Below are 22079 nucleotides of genomic sequence, written 5' to 3'. Positions count from 1 at the left end.
TAGGTGTAGGAAAGCCAAGCAGTCCCGGTTTTGATCGGATCGCATCGTTTGGCGGTCAGGCGGATCACGCGAGAGGAGATCGCAATGAAAAATAGCGCCGTAGCCATTTTGTGCATGACGCTGCTCGGCAGCGCGTTTGCAGCAAGCGAACCTTCGATAACGGAATACCGAGGCATCTGCGACGCTTCGGCGGCCATCGCGCTGGACGAGAATCTGTTCGCAGTAGCCGACGACGAGCACAACGTACTCAAAATATATCGTCGCGGTCAAGCGAAGGAAGTATCGAGCGTGTCGGTCATCGATTCGTTGGGCAATGACGAATCGGATCTCGAAGGCGCCGCGAAGATCGGAAACAGAATCTTCTGGATCGCGTCTCACGGAAGAAACGCGAAGGGGAAACTACGCGAGCAACGGCATCGCTTCTTCGCGACCGACATTGTCGGACAAGGCGATTCAGTGACCCTGAAGGTGGTTGGAACTCCGTACACTCGACTTCTCGATGACTTGCTCGCCGACACCGATTTGAAACCGTTCAAGCTCGACGTCGCGAGTAGCCTGGCAGCCGAAGCGAAAGATGGGTTGAACATCGAGGGACTTGCGGCGACGCCCGATGGCCAGCTCTTGATTGGATTTCGCAACCCGATCATCAAGGGAAAGGCGCTCATCGTGCCGTTGGAAAATCCGCAGGAGATGATCGAGGGAAAGAAGGCACGGCTCGGGGCGCCTATTGCACTCGATCTCCAGAAACGAGGGATACGCAGCATCGAACGGGTGAAGGGCAGCTACCTCATCGTTGCAGGTCCGCCGGCAAAGAAGGGGACGTTCGCCCTGTTCAAGTGGTCGGGGAAGCCGTCGGATGCGCCGGAGCCGGTGAGAAGCGTCGGCTTCGATGGCTTGTCGCCGGAAGCACTCTTCGAAATCCCTGATAAGGAAGCGATTCAAGTGCTCAGCGACGACGGCGAAAGAAAAGTCGGCGATCGGGAATGCAAAGAAATCGAAGATGCGGATTTTCGATTGTTCCGAAGCATGAGCATCCAGATTCCGTAGGTTTCCTTAGACGTTCTTCCTCACTTTAGCGTGGGATGTGCGCGCGCGCGTTCTTTCAAACCGTGCGAGCCATCTTCGTCTTCTTCGACATAGCTGCACGTCGAGCAGGTCGGCACGACAGGGCGGGGGTGTCACATGAGCGATTCGAATATCGACGAAGAGCAGGATGATGGGCCTCGAAGGGTTTCGGTCCTGGATCATTGGGAGAGGAATATCCCGCTCGCGGTCTTCGTTCTGCTGTGCCTGTTCGTTATCGCGTCGTCGGCATCGGTCATTTTCAGCGCTGTCCACCGGCGCGACGGCGAGTCCTGGCAGGGCGTGCTGACGATCGTTCCTTTCGTCGTGTTCATCGCCTTGACGCTGGCGTTTTCGGCGTGGTTCATCGCCTGCTTCACGGGTGCGCCGACCGACGAAAAGCGCCGCCAGAGCTTCCGCTTCGCCTACGCTTTCACGATCACATCGTTCGTCGTGCTGATGATTCCGGTCGCCAACCCTTGGCAACCCGAGATACTCGGACCGGTGAGCCTGATCCGCGGTTGTGTCGTACCCGACTCACCCAACGACAATTCTGTTCCACGCGCCGTCAGCTGCGTTCAGGGCGAAGAGGCCTATTTTCCGAAGAAGACAGGTGCGGCGAATGACGTTCACGATACAGGGGCTCAGACCGTCGTCGTGACGCCGGGCGCGGCGAAGGACATCAGCGCCTATCCGTGGCTCGTGACCATCGGCGGGTTCAACGGTCTGGTCGTCGACACCAAGCCGTCCGGCGGACGCGCGCGCTACAACGTGGTCAGGGGCGGTTTCGTCGTACCGTTCTATGTCGTGCTGCTCGCGCTGGTGGGCGCGGCGGTCAGCCTGACGCGCCGGATTCCCGAGTATCAGAAGCGCAGCGAGATGACGTTCGTTGCAACAAGCGACGTGTCCGCGCTGACGCTGCTCGAAACCCGCGAGGTGGTGGTCTTTCAGATCATGCAACTCATCAGCGCGGGGTTCATTGCGATCGTCGCGTTCTATGCGCTCGCCCCCAACTCGATGAGCACCGCCATCGCGCTCGCCTTCATGTCCGGATTTTCGTCGGAACTGATCCTTCTGCAGATCCGGTCGATCGTGGAGGGGCTTCAGCCCAAGACGACCAAGCCTGTGTCGGCGGGAACAGCCGACGCAAAGGGCAGCATCGAGGGCACGGTCACCAATGCCAGCGGCGTGCCTGTCAAGGATGCGAAGGTGACGATCGACGGGCATGAAGGCTTCAAGGCGCTCACGGACGTTGCCGGCCGATATCTGCTGTCAGGCGTGCCGCCTGGCGATTACACCGTTATGGCGACTGTCTCGGATGCAACCCGGAGGGTGAGGGTGACCGTAGGCGCCGGAGAAAAGGCGACGACGAACATCAGGCTCTAGGCAGGCGATTCATTTTGGCGGGAGGGTGTATGGCATCGAACAATGAAGTCATCGTTTTTACCTTGCGCGGCTCGATCGCCGGCGTTCCCCAGGTTACCGCGCAGGCTGGTGTGCCGCAGAGCCTTGCCAGCAAGACTGAGGTGCTGAATCAGGCGACCGAAGCGGAGATCCGCTCGATCCTCGGCGAGGGTGTCACCGTCACATGCCTGCTCGATTTCCCCCCGTCAAACACGATGCTGCGCGGCTCGGTTATCTTCAACGTGGGCGAGCGAGGCCTTTCCTACAGCGTTCGACGCGCGTTGCCCGACACGATCAAAGCGGCGCTGGCGAGTGTCTTCAACGCCGATCAGGATGTAGCCGCTAATTTTCGACTCACGGTCGTGCACGCCTTTCCCGCGAACCTTGGCGCTTTACCTAGCGAGCCGGCACGAAACCGTCCGCCCATGCGGGAGCGACGCGGCATCGGGCTGGTGGTGTCGCTGCTGATAGGCATCGCGGTGAGCGATGTGTAATGGCTCGTCGCGCGCAGCGAGAAAGCCGACGCGGCGACCTCCTCCGTCGTCTCGAACGCCGACGCGTCGACTGGGCCGATGCGCAGCGCAACGGACCTTCAGGCGCTCTACGCGCGCTCCATCGAAGAGGCGGCCGTGCACACGCCCGACATGCGCGTGACGTTGCGTCCGATCGTCGACGACCCCGTGCGCGTAGTGTCGTTTTCATCGCGTTCTCCGCTCGAACAGGAGAAGACCAGGAACTATACCTGGGTCAGTCAGGCCGTCGATCTCATCGCATTCTGCAAGCGAGCGGCCGACCCTCTGCTCACCGTGCAACAGACACTGGGCCTGCCGCCTTCTCAGAGCGTCGAGGATATGCAGGCGATGCGCGCTTACGTGATGATTGTCAGGAAGGCCGATATCTTCCGGCCCTGCGTGAGCAGCACGGATACCGGCACGACCAGTTGCGAGGTGAACGCGCCCGACTTCCGCGCAGCGACGCAAGCGGATTCCGAAGAACGCCGGATGGTGATGTGGCAATTATGGAAAGCGCACAAAAGCGGCTTCGGCGACCCCGGCTATCCGTTCACCGGTATGGGCTGGACCTACAACTGGAATCCGTCGTCGCGAGATCACATCGGCGTGTCCGAGTATGTCGTGCGGCCGGGCGCAAGCGTCGAGAAGATGCAGGCGATGACCCCTGCCGATTTTTGCTCAGCAACCTTCTAATCTCCTTTGCGAGGTGCACGTCATGGATCCAGCGAACTATCCTGCCGCGGCGAAAGCCGAACTGGTCTTCAAGGATCAGCTTTCCATAGGCGCCAACGGACCCGCCGTGCGGCGTGTGCAGGAATGGCTGAACCTGCATGGACCAGGAGTGAGCATCGATGGAAAATTCGGCACAGCGACCGCGCACGCGCTGAGCACGTTTCAGAACGCGAACCGTATCGCGGCGACCGGCAAGCTCGATCTGGATACATGGAACGCGCTCGTCGCGCCCATGACGGCCGCCCTGCGAACCGCCACTGCCGCGGCCTTTCCGGCGCACGTCGAGGCGGTCGCCCGGCAACATCTCGTGGCCGGAGCGCGCGAGGCAGGCGGCGACAATTGCGGGCCGTGGGTCCGGCTTTACACCGGCGGGCGCGACGGCGCGCAATGGAAATGGTGCGCGGGTTTCGTCACCCTCGTGCTGCAACAGACGGTGAACGAACTCGGAATCACGATGCCGCTGCCCGGATCGCTTTCATGCGACACGCTCGCGGCGCAGGCGCAAAGGAGCGGCCGCTTCGTCTCGGGCGACGATATCGCGACGGGAAAAGTGCCCTGGGTGGAACTCGGCGCATCGTATGTGTTTCTGGTGCAGCGCACGGAGAACGACTGGTCGCATACTGGCTTCGGCTTCGGCGGTACACCAGATCACTTCAACACGCTCGAAGGCAATACGAACGACGACGGCAACGCCAACGGTTACGAGGTGGCGGAGCGCGTGCGGGCAGCGAAAGGCAAGGATTTCATCCGGCTTCAATGATGGACCATCGTGGCCACGCTTCGCTGCGCGGCCACCAACGAGCATCGGATTGCCGTTCGGCTGACGCAAGCCATCCGGGCGTAGGTGCATCGCGAAACGTATCAGTCGTTGCGAATATCACGCCGCTGAAAACAATCTGGATCAGAACCACGCACGTCACTGCGATCGTCACGTGATTCATCAAAGGAAAGCTTGCGGGTTTGGTCGAAGGTTCTTCAACAAGTTGGATTCCAAAGATATGTGCGTCTTCGCACACTGCGAGCGCACACAGGTAGCGGGTGAGGGCACGCCGGCCTATAAAAAAATGGGTGCATCGTCCGTCTTTTAGTTATCGACGCGCGAACGAAACGCGTCATAGTTATTAAGGATTAGAAAATGACTCTACCCTTGCTTTCTCAGATCAATGATCCATTGCCGCTCGACAAGCTGGATGACGCGAGCTTAGCGGAACTGCAAACCGCATTGGTCATGCTCGGTTATCCCGCAGGCGAAAGCGACGGCATGATCGGCCCGAAAACCCGCACTGCCTGGGCCGAATTCAAGGCGGACGTGTTTCAGGGCAATCCCGACATGATCGGACCCGGCGCCGTCGCCGTGCTAAAGGACAAGCTCAGTGCTTTCGACACCGCCGGCCTCGACTTCTCCAGCAAAGCCGGGACCATCGCCTCGATCAAGATCGGTTGTCAGCGGCACGGTATCGGCTTGCCGGCACAAGTGGCCTATGTGCTCGCCACCGTGGAATGGGAGACCGCGAAAACATTTCAGCCGGTCAGAGAGGCTTTCTGGAACAGCGAGGACTGGAGACGCATCAACCTGCGCTATTTCCCGTTCTACGGACGCGGCTACGTTCAATTGACGTGGAAGAACAACTACGAGACGTACGGAAAACTGCTGGACGCCGATCTGGTCGGAACGCCGGACCTCGCGCTCGTGCCGCGCTCGGCTCTATTCGTTCTGTGTCATGGATTCAAGACCGGCACCTTTACCGGACGCAAGATCACCGACTACATCACCGATGGAAAAACGGATTTCATCGGCGCGCGACGCTGCATCAACGGCACCGATCGTGCGTCCGAAATCGCGCAACTCGCCAGTGGTTATCTCAACGGACTCTAAGTCGAAGCCCATCGACGTTCGATCGCGAGCAGGGTGCGGGGCCTGTAGCGCGAAAGGAGACAGACATGATTGACGATGACAGTCGCGCGGACATCAAGCGCCGGGCCATCGGAATCGTCGCGCAGGTCGAGCCGGGCGACGAATTCGTCGTCGAGGATGGCTTCGACGCGCTGATCGACGACTGGGACCAGGCAAAGGCGCCGGATGAAGGACGCTTCGGCGGCACGACGGAAGCGGCGAGCTTCGCCGGGCTGGTCGTGCCGTTTCTGCTCGGGTTCATCGGCGATGTGGCCAAGGATGTCGTGAAAGATCAGGCGAAGAAGGCCGTGGGCGCACTCATCGACAAGCTGCTGGCCCGAAAGGCCACGACCGATGATGCTGCGGAACTGAAGTCCGCCATCGAGTCGGCCATCGTCAAGAGCAGGTTCTCGAGCGCGGAAAAGCTGGAGTTGTCCGGCGGATTCGACAAGCTGTTCGACAAGATCAGGCAGGACCGTGATTCAGGAACGTGAGAATGTTCATCCGGCCGTTCTGCTGCAGGGGCTGGGTGTATCCGAAACGCCGACAGGCATCGGCGTCGCGTTGGTCGCGGCGTTTCAATACTTTTTTCTGATCAAGCTGTGGGAAGGTTATGTACTGAGACGGCTTGGCGACGTTGTTCACCCGTTCATTGGCATGACCGGCATGATGACCTCCGTGGCCGGTGCCGGCGCGATCTTGTGCATCTTCCGATTGCGACAGAAGCGCCGTAGCAAAGCCAATCACCGCATCGAGAAGCCCGCCACTAACGCGTCGTTCACGGCGATTCGCAGGTCACTCGAGCGCGTCGTTGGCCGCTCGACGCTGAAGCGCTCGCCCGAGCTCCGCTACTCGCCGAAAGACGCGCTGGCCTTGACTTCGCGCGAGACGGCATCGGGCGACGGACAGTCGATTGTCGTAGGTCTGCATCAACGCGAGCGGCAAGGAGCGGACCCTGATGCATTCGAAGCGCAGCTCGCACACGAAGTCTCGCATCTGGAGCTTGCGGCGACGGCGATCGAAAGCGGCGTGCGGCGTGCCGTTGCGCTGCATTTTTGCGTGCTTGGCTGGCTGGTCGCGGTCTTCACGCTTACGCTGGGCTTCGTCAATCCGCGCGGTATCGGCAGCGGCTTCGAACCGGTGTTCGACGCGCGCCTCTATTTCCGCCTCATTCCGCACGCGCTCGTCCTCGCGTTCTCGACCGCGATCGTTTTCGTGTACTCGTATTTCTTCGTCGTCCGACGTGAGCATATCCACGACTTTCGCGGATGCCAACTGGCGGGCAACGATCTGCTCGCCACACGCATCTTCGAAGCCGCTACGACGCGTGATCGGTTCGGGCAGGGCATCGTCGATTTTTTTCGGATTCATCCGACGGCGAGCGCGCGGCGTCGCGTTTTGCTGACGCGCGACCTCATTCTGCTTTCGCCGCTGCTTTATCCGCTCATCGTGGCGGGCATCATGCCGACGATGCTGCTGCTTCTCGCCGGATGGCGCGACGTGTTTCATATTGATCCGATCTCATGGCACGTCGGACTCACGATCGCGGACGGCGTGATGCTGTTTCTGCTGTTGAGAGCCGATATCGCGCGGTTGGGATTGAGCGTGCTCGTGCGACGGCGTTACCTGCTTCTCGTGCCGCTCTACGCGATCACGGCGGGCGTTGCGACGCAGATCCCGCGCCTGCTTTTGGAAGCCTCGACAGGCATACAGAAAGGCCGGTCGATGGATGCAATCGCGAGGCGCACCATTGCGGATTTCATGAGCGGTGGTCTGCATGTCACGGTCATGATCGCGCTGACGCTCGTGCTGCTTGCCTATCTGACCGGCGTGCGTATTGCGGTTGTCGGGGAAACGCGTGGTACACGGCGCGGGCACGATCTCATGCTGGCCGTCATCGCCGTCTGTGCATTCACGGCGATCAGCCTGCAAACGGCGGCATTCATTTTCACGGTCATGGTCGTGGCGGGTGGAATCAGCATGCTTTACCTGCTACTCATTCTCGTAACAAGACGTTGCGTCGCTTGCGGGCGCCACCGGCTATCGGCGCTAAGGCTCGCTCCCCGATGTCGATGCGGTCATGACCTGCTGCCGAATATTCATGTCTGGACGCGGCAAGGCTATGCGCATCACCTTCCGGCTCGCCAATTCCCGGTACGCGAATGACGCGTGGGATTGTTGACGCTTTGCAAGCGGGTGTTGAATGTCTCAAACTGTCGCCGCCGAGAATGACGTGAGCGTGTTCCAAGCCGGAGCAAGCCAGTTGAAAATGCGAGGCAACCGGGCTTGGGAGCGTCCAACGATACTACGCAGCAAAGCTTCTTCGTCGCCCATCGCTGGTTTTACCGCCAATGCACCGGACGCTTGCCTGTAAAATGACAAGCAGCGCGCTGAAGGAAACTGAAACCCCATGCCGACGTGCCGTAAGGCCCGGTCGACGGAAAGGGGCGGCGTAGCAAGGCTTCAGATCAAAAGTGTTCAGGTACAAGATGGTACAAGTAAAGCGAGTTAAGTTAGCAGCCCTTCTTTTTGGGGCGCTGGCAATCAGAGTTGCCTCACTGAGTGCGTGTAATAAGCCGGCTGAAACGCCGAAAGAAGTCGTGCCGAAGCAAAGCGCTGCGGCACCTGTTCTGAGCACATCCTTCAGCCCGATATATGGTTTGATCGTTCCACTTAGGATTGAAGGAAGAGATTATCGCTTCCTGTTGGACACGGGATTCGGCTACACGGTCCTGGATAATCATTTCGCCTCGACGATCACGAAACCCGGTAACTATCAGACGGCCACCGTTTTTCGTTCAGCAATAGACCGGGGCATAAGTGCAGCGGATGGTGAGAAATTGGCGAAGGACCGGCTGCGCCTATGGAAAGCTCAACCTATCGAAATCGGCAGCCACGTCGTACCGGACTTCTACCCATGGTTTGGCGTCGATTTATCGATACTTGCTATGGCGAAGAAAACCGCGCCGATCGACGGTATTCTAGGTGTCGAGATTTTTCGCCAGTTCAGTTGGGTTCTCGATAATCGCAAGAAAACGCTCACCATCTGGCAACATCCACCGGCGAACGAGCATTTTGCGCACTGCGTGCCTTATCGGGATGGGCCGCCGGTGACTGGGCCCGCGCTCTATCTGCGCACGGGAGATCAGTTTATCGAGTTTGCTATCGATACAGGCGCGGAAGGTTCGAGCATCGATGCTGAGACGCTCAAGCTGCTTAAACAGGCCAAAGCGGCCAAACTCACCGGGACACGTCAGAGTGGATCCATCAACGGATTGGAGACATCCTCCGACTATTTCGTCACCGGATTTTCGCTGGACAAGCAGCCGATTGGCGGCTTTGAGTTTTCTTACGTGAATGGCAAGAAAGGCAGTAATCTGCTGGGCCGCGATTTCTTGGCCAAGCTCGACCGCTATATGTTCGTGCCCAGCACGTTTGAGTTCTGTTTCGACGAAAGCCATCTCGCGCAGGACAATCCGATCGAAGTTCGTCGACTCGGTGTTCGCTTGATCGATGGCAAAGTGACGTTCGCCGCTAACACGTCGAAGTCCTTCGAAGAGCAGGATCTCAGAAACGGAGATGTGCTGATCGAGGTTAATAGTCAGCCAGCCTATCCTGCTTCTCTGGATGAGATCAGTTCCGCGTTGAATACCACGGCGAAGGGCAAACTGTCACTCGTTATCGAACGGGACGGACAACGTCGTACCGTGCGAATGTAATCGTGAAGATCAAGCAACTCGGCCAGGAGCGCGCTGCCTCTCAAGCAGGAAGTCCACGAACGTGCGCACCTTGGCCGAAAGATGCCGGTTGGTCGGATAGACGGCAAAAATCGGTTGAGGCAGCGGCCGATATTGCGCCAGTACTTCCACCAGCCGACCATCGCGCAGATCGTCTTCAACCGTGAAATCGAACAGTTGTGTGACGCCCCCACCGTTGACCGCGCAGGCTAACGTCGCGAACGGATGATCGAACGTCATTGCAGGGCGCACAGGAATTTCGTAGGCAGTCTTGGCTTCCTCGGCGAAAGACCATGGCAACGGACGTCCGCTATCGGGCATGACAAATCCTAGACACACGTGATCGCGCAATGCTTCGGGCCGAGCCGGGGCGGGGTGACGGCGCAAGTATTCGGGCGATGCCACCACGCGAAGCTGGGCGTTGTGAAGAAGCCGCCCAACGAGGCGTGAGTCGGCAACCTGGCCCAGACGAATCGTCATGTCGAAGTCCTGTGTCGCGAAATCGGCGACGGCGTTGCTCAGGGACACCACAACCTCCACTTTCCCGTCGTAACGCTCGACGTATTGCGGTATCAGCGGGACGATGTGCTTGATGCCGTAGCTTGGCGGCACGCTGATTTTCAGCTCGCCGCGCGGTTGACCATGCGCCGTCAGAGAATGTTCGGTTTCCTGAATATTCTCCAGCGCCAGACGGCAGGCGTCGTAGTAGACAAGACCATCGTCCGTAAGGCGGACCGCGCGAGTCGTGCGATGAAACAGTAGCAAGCCGAGACGGTTTTCGAGGCGGCCCACAGCCTTGCTGATCGCGGACGGTGTCACGCCGGCCGCCGCCGCCGCGCCAGTGAAACTTTGCGCCTTAGCCGCAGCGCAGAAGAGCTGGATCTCGCCCAGTCGATCGATGGCCGAATCTTTCATGCGCGACGTTCCTTATCGACAGCGGTTCGACGTTTCCAGTGATGCCCCAGAGTGTACGTCGTGTCACCGATTTGTGCCCGTGAGGCACAAATAAAATGCCGGCCAGCCTCTTTATCGGCGACAGCGGGCCTCCTAAAGTTCCACACACAACGGAATCCGCCACGTGTGCGGCAAAGGGTTCGGCCACGCGGCGGCGGCCGCGTTAATGCCGGCAGATAACAGGAGTGACCTGAGTGAACACGCCACAACAGCCCATAGACATCGCTGCCGTGATCGACGCGGCGCCCTTGAGCCGCCTGCAGCTTCGAATATTGACGATGGTCGGCCTGACCGTCCTGATCGACGGGTTCGATGTCCAGTCGATGGGCTTCGTGGCGCCCGCAATCATTCATGCGTGGGGGGCGGACAAGGCGGCTTTCGGCATCGTGTTCGGCGCGGGTCTGCTAGGCATGCTGATCGGCTCGCTGGTGCTAAGCGTCGTTGCGGACAAGATCGGGCGCAGGCCCGTACTGATCGGGGCAACCTTTGCCTTCGGACTGTGCATGCTCGCGACGACGCAGGTCACCACGATAACCGGGTTGCTCGTGCTGCGCTTCGTGACGGGTCTGGGTCTGGGCGCGATCATGCCTAACGCGATGGCGCTGGCCGCGGAGTTCAGTCCGAAGCGCAGGCGCGTCACGCTGATGATGTGGGTCTCGTGTGGCTTTACGCTTGGCGCGGTGTTAGGCGGCCTGATTTCCGCAGCGTTGATTCCCGTTTGGGGATGGCAATCGGTTTTTGTCGTCGGAGGCGTGGTGCCGATTGCGCTCTCTGCAATGATGGCCTTTTACATGCCCGAGTCGATGTTGTTCTCCGTGGTTCGCGGCACCGGCCTCGTGCGCGTAGCCGACACGCTGCGACGCATCGATCCTGCTTCCGCCGCGACGCCTGAGAGCCAGTACGTCGTGCCCGAGGCGCGTCCGAAGAGCGCTCCGGTTGCCGAGCTGTTCCGTAGTGGCCGCGCGAAGACGACGTTGTTGCTGTGGGGCGTGAATTTCATGAACCTGCTCAACCTTTACTTCCTGTCCAACTGGTTGCCTACGATCGCAAAAGACCTTGGACTTTCAACCTCGACGGCTGTATTGGTTGGCACCACACTGCAGCTCGGCGGTGTTGCGGGAACATTGGCGATGGGGCCGGTTATCGACCGAATCGGATTCTATAAAGTGCTCATCCCCGCATTGTTCGTCGCGACGTTCGCGATTGCCGCGATTGGCCAGACGGGACTTCCGCTACCGATGTTGTTTGTCGTGGTCGGTATCACGGGATTCAGCATCATCGGGGGACAGCCTGCCATCAATGCGTTGGCGGCAACCTGGTATCCCACGTTACTGCGTTCGACCGGAGTGGGCTGGAGCCTGGGTGTCGGCAGGCTTGGCTCCATCATCGGCCCGGTCATTGGCGGAGAGCTCATGCGGATGAACTGGTCGAACGACAGTCTTTTCCTTGCGGTGGCGATACCAGCCATAGTGTCCGCGGGTATGCTCGTTCTAATGGCCTCAGCGCGTAATGGGGTGCCGTCATCGGTCACGCAGTGCTGATGCAGCCTTCACATGTGAGCATGGCCCTGCGTTGCAACAACAATCTGGAACTGAAAAATGCGATATACGCTCTTCGAAAATCAAAAAGACGAACTCCTGTTGATCGGGCGGGTGCTGCTGATGATCCTGTTCGTTCTCTTCGGCTGGAGCAAACTGACCCACTATTCAGACACCGTCGCCTATATGACGTCAACAGGCGCACCCGCGCCGGCGCTTTCCGCCATTGTTGCGATCGTCATGGAGTTTTTCGTCGGCATTGCAATCGTGATTGGCTTTTATACCCGTCCCCTCGCCGCGATCTTTGTGCTTTACACGTTAGGCACGGGGTTTATCGGCCACCATTACTGGACGATGACCGGCGCGCAGCAGTACGCGAACATGATTAATTTCTACAAGAACGTCAGCATCGCCGGCGGACTACTTTTGCTGTGCGTGACCGGCCCCGGGAAGTATTCAATCGACCGGCGCTAAAACGCACTCGATTCGCCGCGTTTGTTTCATTTTGCAATGACATGAATTGCACTCTGCGGTCTGGCGAGTCTCTCTAGAAAAGTTCTTGACCTTGAAGCCACTTCAAGGTGTGTACTGTGAGCATACGGCCCTGATCGATGATGCTTCGCAGGCAAAAGGGCTGCAAGGACTCAACCAAACTGGAGGAAAGCCATGAGCTGGCTTGAAAGAATGTTGGGAGGCCATCACGGTTTCCGAAACCGCGGGGGACATGATCGCGGGCACGGCGGGTCGCACGGTCAATCGCACGGTCAATCGCACGGTGGATCGCATGACGACAGATACGGCCATCACGGCAACAGCCACAGCAATGCTGGCGGGTATGCCGACGAACGCACTTGCGCTCCCAATGAAGGGTGGGGCTGTACGCCCGGCCGCGCTGCTTCCCCGGCGCAACCGGGCGTGATGTGCCCCAAATGTAGTGCGGCCAATGCCGAGGGTGCTCGCTTTTGCACTCAATGCGCGACCTCGCTCACACCACAGGCCTGCGCGAAATGCAATCAGCCGATGGCGGCAGGCACGAAGTTCTGTAGCCAGTGCGGCACGCCGGTAGCCACGTGACGCCCGCGGTTAAACTCGCGCTCCTCACGCTGCCGCCCGTGCTCGCTGCTGCCGCCGGCGCGGCTATCGCTTCGGCGCGCAAGCCCGGCGCGCGCACCACCAGCGTCATCCAGCACTTCACGGCGGGCATCGTGTTCGCCGCCGCAGCGCTCGAATTGCTTCCCGAAGACCGCAAGCATTCCCTGTGGCCGGTCGTTATGGGTTTCGCACTGGGCCTGGGATTGATGTTGGGCATCAAGGCAGTCTGCAACCGCCTGGAGACGCGGCTTGAAGATTCCACGCTCCCGACCGGTCTCCTGGTCGTTACAGCAGTCGACCTCATCATCGATGGCCTTGTGTTGGGCATCGCTTTCGCGGCGGGCGAGGAAACCGGCGTGATTCTGACCATCGCGCTCACGCTCGAAGTGCTCTTTCTGGCGCTCTCGGTTAGCACAGCGCTGAGCGCTGCCGGAGTGCGCAGCCTTTGGGCAATCGTCGTCCCGATTGCGCTTTCCGTGTTGCTCTCGGCATCAGCCGTTGCAGCCCACGCGGTGCTTGCCAACTTGCCCTCGGTCTATTACCCGGGCCTCCTCGGTCTGGGAACGGTTGCGCTTATCTATCTCGTGACGGAAGAACTCCTCGTCGAAGCGCATGAGGTGGCCGAGACGGCGCTGGCCACCACTGCATTCTTTGTCGGTTTCATCGTCTTCTTCGTGATTGAAGCGACGGTCAAGACGGGATGATCGGAGCGTTATCATTGAATTCGACGTTGCTGCGGCCCGTTCTCCGACGGGCCGCGCGCGCTTACACCTGAACAGAAGCGAGGAGCTCGACGTACTGAGTTGCCAATCGGGTGATTAGCGGCTTGCCCCGACGATGACAGAAATATCATTTTCGTCTCATCGGGCGCTAGAACAAAGAGAGGATCTGATCGATGACTTCAACTGGGTGGCTCGTACTGGCGCACATGCTTGTTCGCTTCGTTTATCGTGTTACGCAACCCCTGCATATGCTCATTCAGCAGGCTTGGATTCAAGGCGCTGAGAAGCGCAAAAAGATGCAGATAGGCGCGTTGCATTCGAACACGCCGGAAGTCCTTGCCATTCGTCTCCAGCTCAACAAAAAAATTGAGGACAACGGGGGCCCAGCGCTGTACGGGGTTAGGTGAAGACGCTTCCAGGCATTCAATGTATCGACCATAGCCCATCACTGTTCTGACTGTAGCTCGGCTCTCGATCATCGATTCACCGATAGCCCGTAGTTCCTCACGGAAGATCAGTGTGTCCCTCCATTGATACCAGTCGCTTTCTTCGTTGATGTGACCGTCTGCGAAATCGCTTCTGAAATGACCCACGGCACGCTCCAGTGCTTGCGCATGAGCGTTGCTCTTCGAGTGCAGGAAAGTGATCTCCTGACGGTAGAGCTCAACCCACCCTAGCACGGCACTGAGTCGGTACAGTGTGCTCACGAGCTTGTATCGCCGATAATAAGGATCGTCGAGATTGTTCTCGAGTTGATGGGCGGGCCTGGAATTCCACACGTTGTTGGTTAGAAACACAGTCGGATAATCGCTCACGATCTCGCCAATGCGATCGGCCAGTTCCCGGGATGCCAGCGTCAGGGGGTCGCGGAACCGTTGGTAGAGTTGCTCGAGTGTCTCCTGTTGTTTCCAGCGCTCGAAAGAGCGGGCGAAGAAATAGTCCTTGATCAGCACCCCAGCGAGCGCTCCGAAAGTTGAAATCGCAGCGGCGAGAACGGCGAAGCTAAGCCAATTGTTCATGGATGATCTCTTGGCGAAACGGGCTGCCGATCCCCTGTCCGAGTTGAATACTTGCAACGGTCGAGCGAGGTGTCTCCCTTGATTGCCAGAAGTTCAGATCTCATTGGTCGGGGCGGGCGCCACGAACTACGTCTTCGCGATGAGACTAAGCAACGCATACGCCGTTTCCAGCTTGCTGATATCCGAATGCCCCGAAATGACGGCATCGCAATTGAGATTGTGCAGATGCCCCGGCATGAACTCGTTTGGAGAACCAACGGCGCCGAGCACGACCGTGTTGGCTTCGGGCGTGTGCTGAGCGCCGTTGCGTCCCAGTCCGCCGAACGGATCGTTGGCATCGCCGATTCCCGCGGCGTTTTGTCCGGCGATCAGCGAAGCCAGGGGATACGCGAGCCCGACGGCCTTGTCGTTCACCGTGAACGTGATGGCGATGGGACCGCTGATCTTTGATTCGCTCACGACTGTTCGGAAGAAGCCGTCGTTCACCGTGTCGAACTTGCTCGCAAAGCCGTTGTGCGAAAACGCCGCCTGCAAAAGCATCATGGATGCGGGCTTGAGCGGCAACGCCTTCGCTCCCGAGCCAAGCACGGCGGAGGTCACGAGGCGCGCGCCAAAGCTATGTCCGATGAGGTGAATCTTCAGCGACGCGTCGCGCGCGGCAATGGCGCTCAGCATGTCGAAGAGCGCGGTACGTCCGACGAGACCCGCACGCTCCTTCATCTGATAGTAGGTCGTGAAGTTCAGCAGGTTGAGTGCGCCCGACTTGATGCCGTTGAAGAAGTTGCCCAGGCCCGCGGCGCCCCCTGCGTCGCCGAGGTCCGCCGCGCCGCCTTCTGCTTCGGTCGGCGGGGCCTGCATCGCGGGCAGGCTGAGACGCTGCATGAGTACGCCCGCATCAAGATCGAAGAACTGTCCGGACGCATCTTCAGCGTTCAAGGTCTCACTCGATTTCTGTTTCGGCGCGACCGGCAAAGAGCGGATCAGTTTCACGAATTCCTCTTGCACCGCCGGATCGTCTTCGAGCCTGTCGATGAGTTTCACGGCCTCGACAAGCCGATCGTCGGCTTGCGGATGATCGAAGACGCCCTTAAGCCTCTTCAGTTTATCTTTCAGATACGCCGTTGAAATCGAGCCGTCGAGGGCCGCCGCGCCGCCGGGAATGAGGTCTTCGTCCGCGAATTTCTTGGACGGCCAGAATATGCCCAGGACGGCGTACTTGCGCGCGGCTCCCGGCGGCGCCGCATTGTCCAGCACCTCGCGCACCTTGCCGAAGAACGCTTCATACAGTTTGCGTGCGTCGGCCTTGTCATTGTTCCAGCCGTGCGAGACGACGAAAAGGTCGGTCACGCCAGCCGCGGAAATCGACTCTGGCGTCGTCTGGTGCGCATTCGGATCGACTGGCTTGCCTTCTTTGTCGACCTCGAATTCGAAATAGGGAAAGCCTGCGATTTGGGTCATCGGATTCTCCGTTGGCTTCGAGTGCGTGCCTCAGACGGACTGGATCGCGCGCATGAGGTCGACCAGTCCGCACCCTTGGAAGTATCGTTCGCGCTTCAGATCCGTCGCGGTGGAGAGAAAAACCTGCTTCACTTGTTCCGGCCGTCCGATGAATTCGCGTCGCACGGACAGGAAAGCGGCAATCACACCGGACACGTGAGGCGCGGCCATGCTGGTTCCGCTGTCTTCCTTGTAGCGGGCCGTGACTTTCGCCGGCACGGCGTCGGGCGGACGCGGCGTGCTCCAGTCCTTCATGCGTTGCGCGAGGTCCTTCATCGTCTGCGCGTCGGCCTGGGCGGCCTCGGGGCCATCCGGACCGTCGCGCCGCCAGCAGGACGCGCAGGACACGATCTTCTCGCCGGGCGCGACGAGATCGGGCTTGGCACGGCCGTCTCCGGTCGGTCCCTTCGAAGAGAAGTACGAAACACCGTAGACGTGCGGCATGTCGCGGTGGGTCGAGCCGACCGTGATGGCGAGATCGGCATTGCCGGGGTCGTTGATGGTAAGCCCGAGTCCGGCGGCGACCGTGCCCTTGGCTTTGGTCTGCGTGAATCCGTAGCCGGTATTGCCCGCCGCGACAACGACAACGACGCCCGACTTGACCAGCCGGTCGACCTCCACGCAAAGCGGGCTTTGTCCGCAGGCAAACCACTCGGGCTCGAAGTTGTAGCCGACGCTCATGTTGAGTCCGTGGATACGAATGTACCTGCCGTAGCCGTTGATGCGCTGGATGTCCTCAAGTGCCGCGATCAGACTGCTCGTCTTGCCGACGCCCTTATCGTCGAGCACTTTCAGACTGAGCAGCTTGCAGCGTGGCGCCATGCCCGACATGAGCGGCGGGCTTTGCACCTGCTCCTTCACCTGGCCGGACTCGTCACGATAGCGCGTGACCGCGACGATATCGCCTTGCTGTGCGGACATACTCCCCGCGATGATGCCGGCGACGTGCGTGCCATGTCCGTACTTGTCGACGAGCGCGCCGGTGTCGTCCCCGTTCATGACTGTGAAGTCGCGATGCGCGAGCGGGGGCACAGAGGTGAGATTCAGGTTGTCGTATTTAGCGAAGTGGGGGTGCAGCGCGTCGATTCCCGAGTCCATGACGACCCAGACAATGTCGGCGCCCGTGGTGGAAAACGAGTTGAGCGCCGCATCTGCCTTGACAGTGCTGATGGACTTGTTGACGAGCGGCCTCACGTCGAAGTCCGGCCAGATCCTGTAGATCGCGCGCTTCGAGGTGCTCGACTCCGTCGTGATGGACTGGCCGCCCGCGGCGGCGTCGCGCCGGATCAGTTCCCTGATGAGGCGCCCGTCGAATCTCGCAAAAAGATACTGCTCCGACAGGTTGCTTTTTTTCTGGTCGATATTCTGCTGCGCCGGATCGATGCTCCAGTCGGCGCGCTTGTCCTTGAGAATCTGCTTGACGATGTTGCGGACCCGGACTCGCGCGTTCCTGCGTCCGCCCGGAAATTGCAGATGCAGGTCGATGATCACGTCATACAACTTGCGCTCCAGGTCAGGGTCGGCCTCGAGCGCCTTTTCTTCGGCGATCATCTCATCGAGCAAGGGGAGGGCGATGGCCGTGCGGTCGAGGACGAGGGGCGTGAATTGATCCTCGTCGGGATCGCTTTGAGGAAGCGAGCTCATGCCCGTGATTTCCGTCGCGGTCTGCACAGGCGGTGCAGGTCGCGGCGCGGCTACCGGCTCGTGCCGTATGGGCTTCTCCGTCGCACTTTTCGCATCACGCTGCACTGCGGGGCGCTTGCGCGTGGCGGTTTTTTTCGCCTGCTTTTTTGTCGCCATTTACGAAAGCTCCTGAAGTGGCGCGCAAGGCGGAATTGGAATCGCCGGGCACGCAGCCCCGCCGCGTGAAAACAAGATTAGTTCACGGCTTCGCAACTTGCGGCCTTTTTCGAGTCCATTTCCGCCACGCAGGACGCTCGATGCGGGCCGAATCTTGCCTGCTCCGAATGACTTTCCAATCGGCTTGCATGTCCTTCTCCTTACGGCTATAAATCACTTTGATTTCCGAATCAAACGTCTTCGACTCGATCGAAAGGTAGAGGTCACCGCGGTACACCGCGCAACCGGGTTTCCGGCCGCGCAACGCATGCGCATTCGTATGCTCGATGAAGACGGAGGCACCATGGCCGATGCTCCACTCGCCGCCCGACCCGCAAGCCATGTATGCCTTCAGTTCTCCGCTGCCGGCGTCGATCGCGCTTCGAAGGATTCCGACAAGAGTCTCTCGGCGGTGCAGTCGGTCGGCAAAACGCTCTGGCTCGCCGGGGACGAATCGAGCTCGATCGAGCGGCTGACGAGCGACGATCGAGGCAACTACGCGAAGCATCGCAGCTTCGACCTTTCCCGGTACTTCGAGCTTCCGGGAAAGCCTGGGGAAGAGGTGGATATCGAAGGACTGGCATGCGACGAAGAAACGCGACGCCTCTGGCTAGTCGGTTCGCATAGTTATCGGCGCGCGAAGGTCAAACGCGGCATGTCGGACGATGAAGCCCTTGCGGCACTGTCCTCCGTCGATCGTCAGGCCAATCGATATCTCCTTGGCTATCTGCAATTCGACGCCGACCTGAAGGACATCACGGCTGAACCCTCTAAAGGCTTTGCGCTTCCCTTCGGTAAAGAGAGCAGCGAACTGGTCGACGCGATGCGGGAGAACGCGACATATGCGCCCTTTCTCGATCTGCCGTCGAAAGACAATGGCTTCGACATCGAAGGACTCGCGGTCGCCAATAGTCGTGTGTTCGTCGGTCTGCGAGGGCCCGTTCTGAGGGGATGGGCCACGATACTGCAACTCGCGACCGAGGTAATCGACAACAGCACGCTTAACCTTTCTCGTCGCGCCGACGGGAAACACGACCTTGTGCAGCACGTTCTCAATCTGGGTGGCCTCGGCATCCGCGATCTTTGCCCGTGGAACGAGAACTTGCTCATCCTCGCGGGTCCGACGATGGAACTCGACGGCCCGATGCGGGTGTTCCTGTGGCGCAATGCGTTTGTGCACGATCGCAGCCGCCGCATCGACGGCAACCAACTCGAGTGGCTGTTCGACATTCCGTACGGCGACCGCCATGATCACGCGGAAGGCATTGCAGTGGTCGCGGGCCAGGGCACGGACGCGCGGTTGCTCGTTGTTTATGACAGCCCCGGAAAGGAACGATTGCATGACGGCGCCTGCTACGACGCCGACCTGTTTCGGCTCTGATCGCCTGACATGATCGAGTTCCCCGAACCGCCGACATCGCGATAGAACGAACAGGCCTTGAGGGCGCCATCGCATCCTTCGCCGCCGCCACCGGCTACTTCGCGATCTCGCTCCCGGCACAGCCGCGCGCAAGGCACTGTTTTCGACCTAGGAAAACGCACCCTTCCAGAACGTTTTCCCGAAGCACCCTCGGCATTCGGGTGAAGGCTTGAAGGATTATTCTGGAGCGATCACATGGACTTCCTGCTTATGAAGATAGTCCCAGTCGTAATCGAGCGTTAGCCGCCGATGCTGTTGACTCACATCCAAGTCCAAAAATTCACAGAAGATCGGATGTATAATAAATCGGCAATTTTCGAATCCCTCGTTGCGCATTACGTCGAAAGGCTCATCGCCCGCGTTGAACCAAAAGATGTCCATATTAAGAAGGTGAAGGCGCTTCGTAATTCGAGAATCTGCTTCCAGGCCTAGAAATCCGACCTCATATAAAAAGCGAAGATTCACGGACAAATCTAAACACGGTACTTCGTGGTCGACGAACTTAAACGGGCATCCTCCAAGTGCGTGCTCAATATCATTCATTTCCATGATCTGTTTGAAACGTCTAAATCTGGTAATTATGTCACTTAGATTTAGACAGTGCCGCTGAAACTCGCTCAAAAACTCGGTTTTGATTATTTCGCGCGTCGTGTCGGAGATGCATTTGCTAACCGCAAAATGAGCGGAATCGATGTTGCGCTTATGTAAGTCTTTTAGCACCACGATTATCTTGGCAAAATAAATTAGTATCTCTCTTGGGCGCCAAAACGTATGTCGCAAAACGTCGATAAAAATAGGTAAAGAATAATCCCTGCCGTCGACATTAGTAATGGTTTGTAGAGGTATATAAGGGAATCGACTTTTTAAGATCTTGGACAATCGCTCTTGGGGTGCCAGAGTGCGACGATCAGCCTTTCCATAATGCACTTCAAGGCGCTTCGATAGCAATATACACAGTTCGATCGCGGACCATCTTATTTCGTGGACTTTTCCGATGTACACGAACGAGTCCCTCTCGTCGTTCCTGATTTCCATGAACCTGTCTTTTGGGATCGTCGCACAGAAATCAATCCATTGACACAACGGGGTGCGTGTGGGTGATGATTTCATTTCCATTGCAATGTGGGCGAATCCTTTTAACCAGTTCAGCTCATATAGCGTGCGTTTCTGCCGTGCTGAGGCATCGGCTATCCGTTGAGTGGTGACGCGAAACTCTTCAAAGGCTGTGTCGAACCCGTCGAATGAAATAAGGAACCGCTTGCTTCTCGAGAGGAGAATCCGGTTAAAAGCTTCGAAGCATTCTTTGGTCAGTGAGGCCCTTAGGACATTCTCTGGTTCCGTGAAGCGCGTCAAGTCATAGGTAAAGTCAGCCGCGTCCTTGCGCGCTTTGTCAATTGTCTCGTTAACCTGCTCTAACACCCGGACGTAGCACCAGCGATATGCAGCAACGTAGTTCAACTTACGTTCGGTGCCATGGTCGCCTGCGATATCGTCCAACAAGCGTGACAGAACGGCGAATGGACCGGCTTGGCCGGGCATAGTACCTGCCTCACGATGTTCACTAACAACAAGGTCAATACAACATAAATAGATAAAGAGTTCCCAGACAAGCTCGAAAAAGCGAGCGGGTTCAACAAGCATGTCGATATCGGACAGTGACTGAGCAGAACTAGCGATAGTGTAGAGAAACTCCAAGTGGAAGTTATTGACGTTAATATCAATCGCATGCCCGTATTTTTCATCTGTTTCGCGCGCCAGATAATCCACGATCGTTGACTTTCCGCTGCCTTTACGTCCGACAAGCAGGTAAGATGTCTGATCTCTGATCTTTTTGTATGCGAACGTTTTTACAAAGACCTTCTCTACGGCACTTTCAAATAAAGGATTTTTCTGTAGATGTTCGCGCTTCGTATTTCGAAAGAACGCTGATAAATACTCTTCGAACGATTGTTTTACTTCAGGGGTTTTCTCTGCATAGTGCGTGAAGATGACGTTCGTTATACGCGAAATATCTTTAGCGTATCGGCTCGCCACTTGAGGTGTAACGCAGAGCTGCCCGTCTTTGTTTCGATTCGCTCGATAGTTTCCAAAGTTGACGCAGATATTGTGTGCAATATCGGAAGGGCATGATCTCTCATAGGAGCCTGAGAAAATTAGAGGGATCATTGCGAAAGGAGCGGGTACCGACTGATATGGAAATTCGTCTTCATCGGCATCGACAGTTATGGTCGACGTCAGGTTGTTAGCGTCCGCGATCAACTCCTCATACCGCCGGATAATTTCTGAATATTCAATGTAGACTCCGCCCTTTCTGTCTTCGACCCGCAACTTGTACTCAGGCGTTAAAAGAAGTATCACGGCGTCGACCGTCCGTAGTTTCTCCATAAACTCCATTAAAGCGGCGCCCGGCGCCAGATCTTCGTCAAAGAGAAACTCAATCTGTTGGCCAGATTCTTGTTTAAGGGTTCTCAAGAGATGGTCAACTGAATTTCTATCGGCACCTTCGCGGCAATAGGACACAAAGCACGTCGGGCGGGCTTTCTGCATTTCTATCTCCTCTGGGCCAGCTTTGTCTTGGCGGCTTCAAGTCTACGCCGAGAGCGCTTCCGTTGGAGGAATTTGACGCGGCGATTTCCGATGCGTCCGCTCTCTGACTA

General features: G+C 58.2%; 19 protein-coding genes. 14 read left to right on the top strand and 5 right to left on the bottom strand.

Annotated elements, in window-relative coordinates:
- The first annotated feature begins 84 nt into the window (after positions 1 to 84).
- The 9 genes from LY284_RS26395 to LY284_RS26355 all read left to right on the top strand — a co-directional run bounded on the left by LY284_RS26395 (position 85) and on the right by LY284_RS26355 (position 9323).
- Positions 85 to 1047, top strand: a complete 963-nt coding sequence (locus tag LY284_RS26395; RefSeq protein WP_233388982.1) for a DUF3616 domain-containing protein — start codon at positions 85 to 87, stop codon at positions 1045 to 1047.
- 135 nt (positions 1048 to 1182) lie between these two features.
- Positions 1183 to 2448, top strand: a complete 1266-nt coding sequence (locus LY284_RS26390) for a carboxypeptidase-like regulatory domain-containing protein (RefSeq protein ID WP_233388979.1) — start codon at positions 1183 to 1185, stop codon at positions 2446 to 2448.
- 29 nt (positions 2449 to 2477) lie between these two features.
- Positions 2478 to 2960 (top strand): hypothetical protein, encoded by a 483-nt coding sequence (locus LY284_RS26385; protein ID WP_233388977.1) that lies wholly within the window; start codon positions 2478 to 2480, stop codon positions 2958 to 2960.
- Between the two features lie 78 nt (positions 2961 to 3038).
- Positions 3039 to 3671: a hypothetical protein gene (locus LY284_RS26380; RefSeq protein ID WP_233388975.1), complete on the top strand. Its 633-nt coding sequence runs from the start codon at positions 3039 to 3041 to the stop codon at positions 3669 to 3671.
- A 22-nt stretch (positions 3672 to 3693) separates the two neighbouring features.
- Positions 3694 to 4470, top strand: coding sequence for a peptidoglycan-binding protein (locus tag LY284_RS26375; protein ID WP_233388973.1), 777 nt, complete (start codon positions 3694 to 3696; stop codon positions 4468 to 4470).
- Between the two features lie 375 nt (positions 4471 to 4845).
- Positions 4846 to 5586, top strand: coding sequence for a hypothetical protein (locus LY284_RS26370; protein ID WP_233388971.1), 741 nt, complete (start codon positions 4846 to 4848; stop codon positions 5584 to 5586).
- A 65-nt stretch (positions 5587 to 5651) separates the two neighbouring features.
- The gene (locus tag LY284_RS26365; protein ID WP_233388969.1) at positions 5652 to 6098 is read left to right on the top strand and encodes a hypothetical protein; all 447 of its coding nucleotides are present in this window, start codon (positions 5652 to 5654) and stop codon (positions 6096 to 6098) included.
- Complete coding sequence (locus LY284_RS26360; RefSeq protein WP_233388967.1) at positions 6082 to 7770, top strand: hypothetical protein; 1689 nt, start codon at positions 6082 to 6084, stop codon at positions 7768 to 7770. Before LY284_RS26365 ends, LY284_RS26360 begins: the two co-directional genes overlap by 17 nt.
- A 323-nt stretch (positions 7771 to 8093) precedes the next feature.
- On the top strand, positions 8094 to 9323 hold the full coding sequence (locus tag LY284_RS26355) for a retroviral-like aspartic protease family protein (protein ID WP_233388964.1): 1230 nt from the start codon (positions 8094 to 8096) through the stop codon (positions 9321 to 9323).
- A 9-nt stretch (positions 9324 to 9332) separates the two neighbouring features.
- Here the strand turns inward: LY284_RS26355 and LY284_RS26350 are convergent, their stop codons facing one another.
- Positions 9333 to 10256, bottom strand: a complete 924-nt coding sequence (locus LY284_RS26350; RefSeq protein WP_233388962.1) for a LysR family transcriptional regulator — start codon at positions 10254 to 10256, stop codon at positions 9333 to 9335.
- A 233-nt stretch (positions 10257 to 10489) separates the two neighbouring features.
- On the opposite strand from LY284_RS26350, the gene LY284_RS26345 reads away from it, so the two are divergent.
- The 4 genes from LY284_RS26345 (at position 10490) to LY284_RS26330 (ending at position 13629) form a co-directional block, all read left to right on the top strand.
- Positions 10490 to 11836 carry an MFS transporter gene (locus LY284_RS26345; protein WP_233388960.1) on the top strand — a complete coding sequence of 449 codons (1347 nt, stop codon included), beginning with the start codon at positions 10490 to 10492 and terminating at the stop codon, positions 11834 to 11836.
- Between the two features lie 57 nt (positions 11837 to 11893).
- Positions 11894 to 12307 (top strand): DoxX family protein, encoded by a 414-nt coding sequence (locus LY284_RS26340; RefSeq protein ID WP_233388958.1) that lies wholly within the window; start codon positions 11894 to 11896, stop codon positions 12305 to 12307.
- A gap of 192 nt (positions 12308 to 12499) precedes the next feature.
- Positions 12500 to 12907: a zinc-ribbon domain-containing protein gene (locus tag LY284_RS39085; RefSeq protein ID WP_309243215.1), complete on the top strand. Its 408-nt coding sequence runs from the start codon at positions 12500 to 12502 to the stop codon at positions 12905 to 12907.
- Complete coding sequence (locus LY284_RS26330) at positions 12904 to 13629, top strand: ZIP family metal transporter (RefSeq protein WP_233388955.1); 726 nt, start codon at positions 12904 to 12906, stop codon at positions 13627 to 13629. Before LY284_RS39085 ends, LY284_RS26330 begins: the two co-directional genes overlap by 4 nt.
- A 197-nt stretch (positions 13630 to 13826) precedes the next feature.
- Here the strand turns inward: LY284_RS26330 and LY284_RS26325 are convergent, their stop codons facing one another.
- The 3 genes from LY284_RS26325 to LY284_RS26315 form a co-directional block, all read right to left on the bottom strand.
- A complete protein-coding gene (locus tag LY284_RS26325) occupies positions 13827 to 14666 on the bottom strand; it encodes a hypothetical protein (RefSeq protein WP_233388953.1) in 840 nt (279 codons plus the stop codon).
- Between the two features lie 126 nt (positions 14667 to 14792).
- Positions 14793 to 16124, bottom strand: coding sequence for a hypothetical protein (locus LY284_RS26320; protein ID WP_233388950.1), 1332 nt, complete (start codon positions 16122 to 16124; stop codon positions 14793 to 14795).
- Positions 16125 to 16154: 30 nt separating this feature from the next.
- The gene (locus LY284_RS26315) at positions 16155 to 17807 is read right to left on the bottom strand and encodes a S8 family peptidase (RefSeq protein WP_233388948.1); all 1653 of its coding nucleotides are present in this window, start codon (positions 17805 to 17807) and stop codon (positions 16155 to 16157) included.
- Between the two features lie 475 nt (positions 17808 to 18282).
- On the opposite strand from LY284_RS26315, the gene LY284_RS26310 reads away from it, so the two are divergent.
- Entirely contained in the window at positions 18283 to 19383 is a 1101-nt protein-coding gene (locus tag LY284_RS26310) for a DUF3616 domain-containing protein (protein ID WP_233388946.1), read from the top strand.
- A gap of 216 nt (positions 19384 to 19599) precedes the next feature.
- Here LY284_RS26310 and LY284_RS26305 read toward each other — a convergent pair whose 3' ends face one another.
- Positions 19600 to 21969, bottom strand: coding sequence for a toll/interleukin-1 receptor domain-containing protein (locus LY284_RS26305; protein WP_233388944.1), 2370 nt, complete (start codon positions 21967 to 21969; stop codon positions 19600 to 19602).
- Between the last annotated feature and the right edge of the window lie 110 nt (positions 21970 to 22079).

This window comes from Caballeronia sp. PC1, assembly GCF_021353155.1.
Classification (GTDB): Bacteria; Pseudomonadota; Gammaproteobacteria; order Burkholderiales; family Burkholderiaceae; genus Caballeronia; species Caballeronia cordobensis.
This window is presented reverse-complemented; position numbering and strand designations above follow the sequence as displayed.

Bases quoted from the DNA above. Each gene is read 5' to 3' on its own strand.
- LY284_RS26395 (WP_233388982.1), top strand. From the start codon at position 85: ATGAAAAATAGCGCCGTAGCCATTTTGTGCATGACGCTGCTCGGCAGC.
- LY284_RS26390 (WP_233388979.1), top strand. From the start codon at position 1,183: ATGAGCGATTCGAATATCGACGAAGAGCAGGATGATGGGCCTCGAAGG.
- LY284_RS26385 (WP_233388977.1), top strand. From the start codon at position 2,478: ATGGCATCGAACAATGAAGTCATCGTTTTTACCTTGCGCGGCTCGATC.
- LY284_RS26380 (WP_233388975.1), top strand. From the start codon at position 3,039: ATGCGCAGCGCAACGGACCTTCAGGCGCTCTACGCGCGCTCCATCGAA.
- LY284_RS26375 (WP_233388973.1), top strand. From the start codon at position 3,694: ATGGATCCAGCGAACTATCCTGCCGCGGCGAAAGCCGAACTGGTCTTC.
- LY284_RS26370 (WP_233388971.1), top strand. From the start codon at position 4,846: ATGACTCTACCCTTGCTTTCTCAGATCAATGATCCATTGCCGCTCGAC.
- LY284_RS26365 (WP_233388969.1), top strand. From the start codon at position 5,652: ATGATTGACGATGACAGTCGCGCGGACATCAAGCGCCGGGCCATCGGA.
- LY284_RS26355 (WP_233388964.1), top strand. From the start codon at position 8,094: ATGGTACAAGTAAAGCGAGTTAAGTTAGCAGCCCTTCTTTTTGGGGCG.
- LY284_RS26350 (WP_233388962.1), bottom strand. From the start codon at position 10,256: ATGAAAGATTCGGCCATCGATCGACTGGGCGAGATCCAGCTCTTCTGC.
- LY284_RS26340 (WP_233388958.1), top strand. From the start codon at position 11,894: ATGCGATATACGCTCTTCGAAAATCAAAAAGACGAACTCCTGTTGATC.
- LY284_RS39085 (WP_309243215.1), top strand. From the start codon at position 12,500: ATGAGCTGGCTTGAAAGAATGTTGGGAGGCCATCACGGTTTCCGAAAC.
- LY284_RS26325 (WP_233388953.1), bottom strand. From the start codon at position 14,666: ATGAACAATTGGCTTAGCTTCGCCGTTCTCGCCGCTGCGATTTCAACT.
- LY284_RS26320 (WP_233388950.1), bottom strand. From the start codon at position 16,124: ATGACCCAAATCGCAGGCTTTCCCTATTTCGAATTCGAGGTCGACAAA.
- LY284_RS26315 (WP_233388948.1), bottom strand. From the start codon at position 17,807: ATGAGCTCGCTTCCTCAAAGCGATCCCGACGAGGATCAATTCACGCCC.
- LY284_RS26310 (WP_233388946.1), top strand. From the start codon at position 18,283: ATGCTCGATGAAGACGGAGGCACCATGGCCGATGCTCCACTCGCCGCC.
- LY284_RS26305 (WP_233388944.1), bottom strand. From the start codon at position 21,969: ATGCAGAAAGCCCGCCCGACGTGCTTTGTGTCCTATTGCCGCGAAGGT.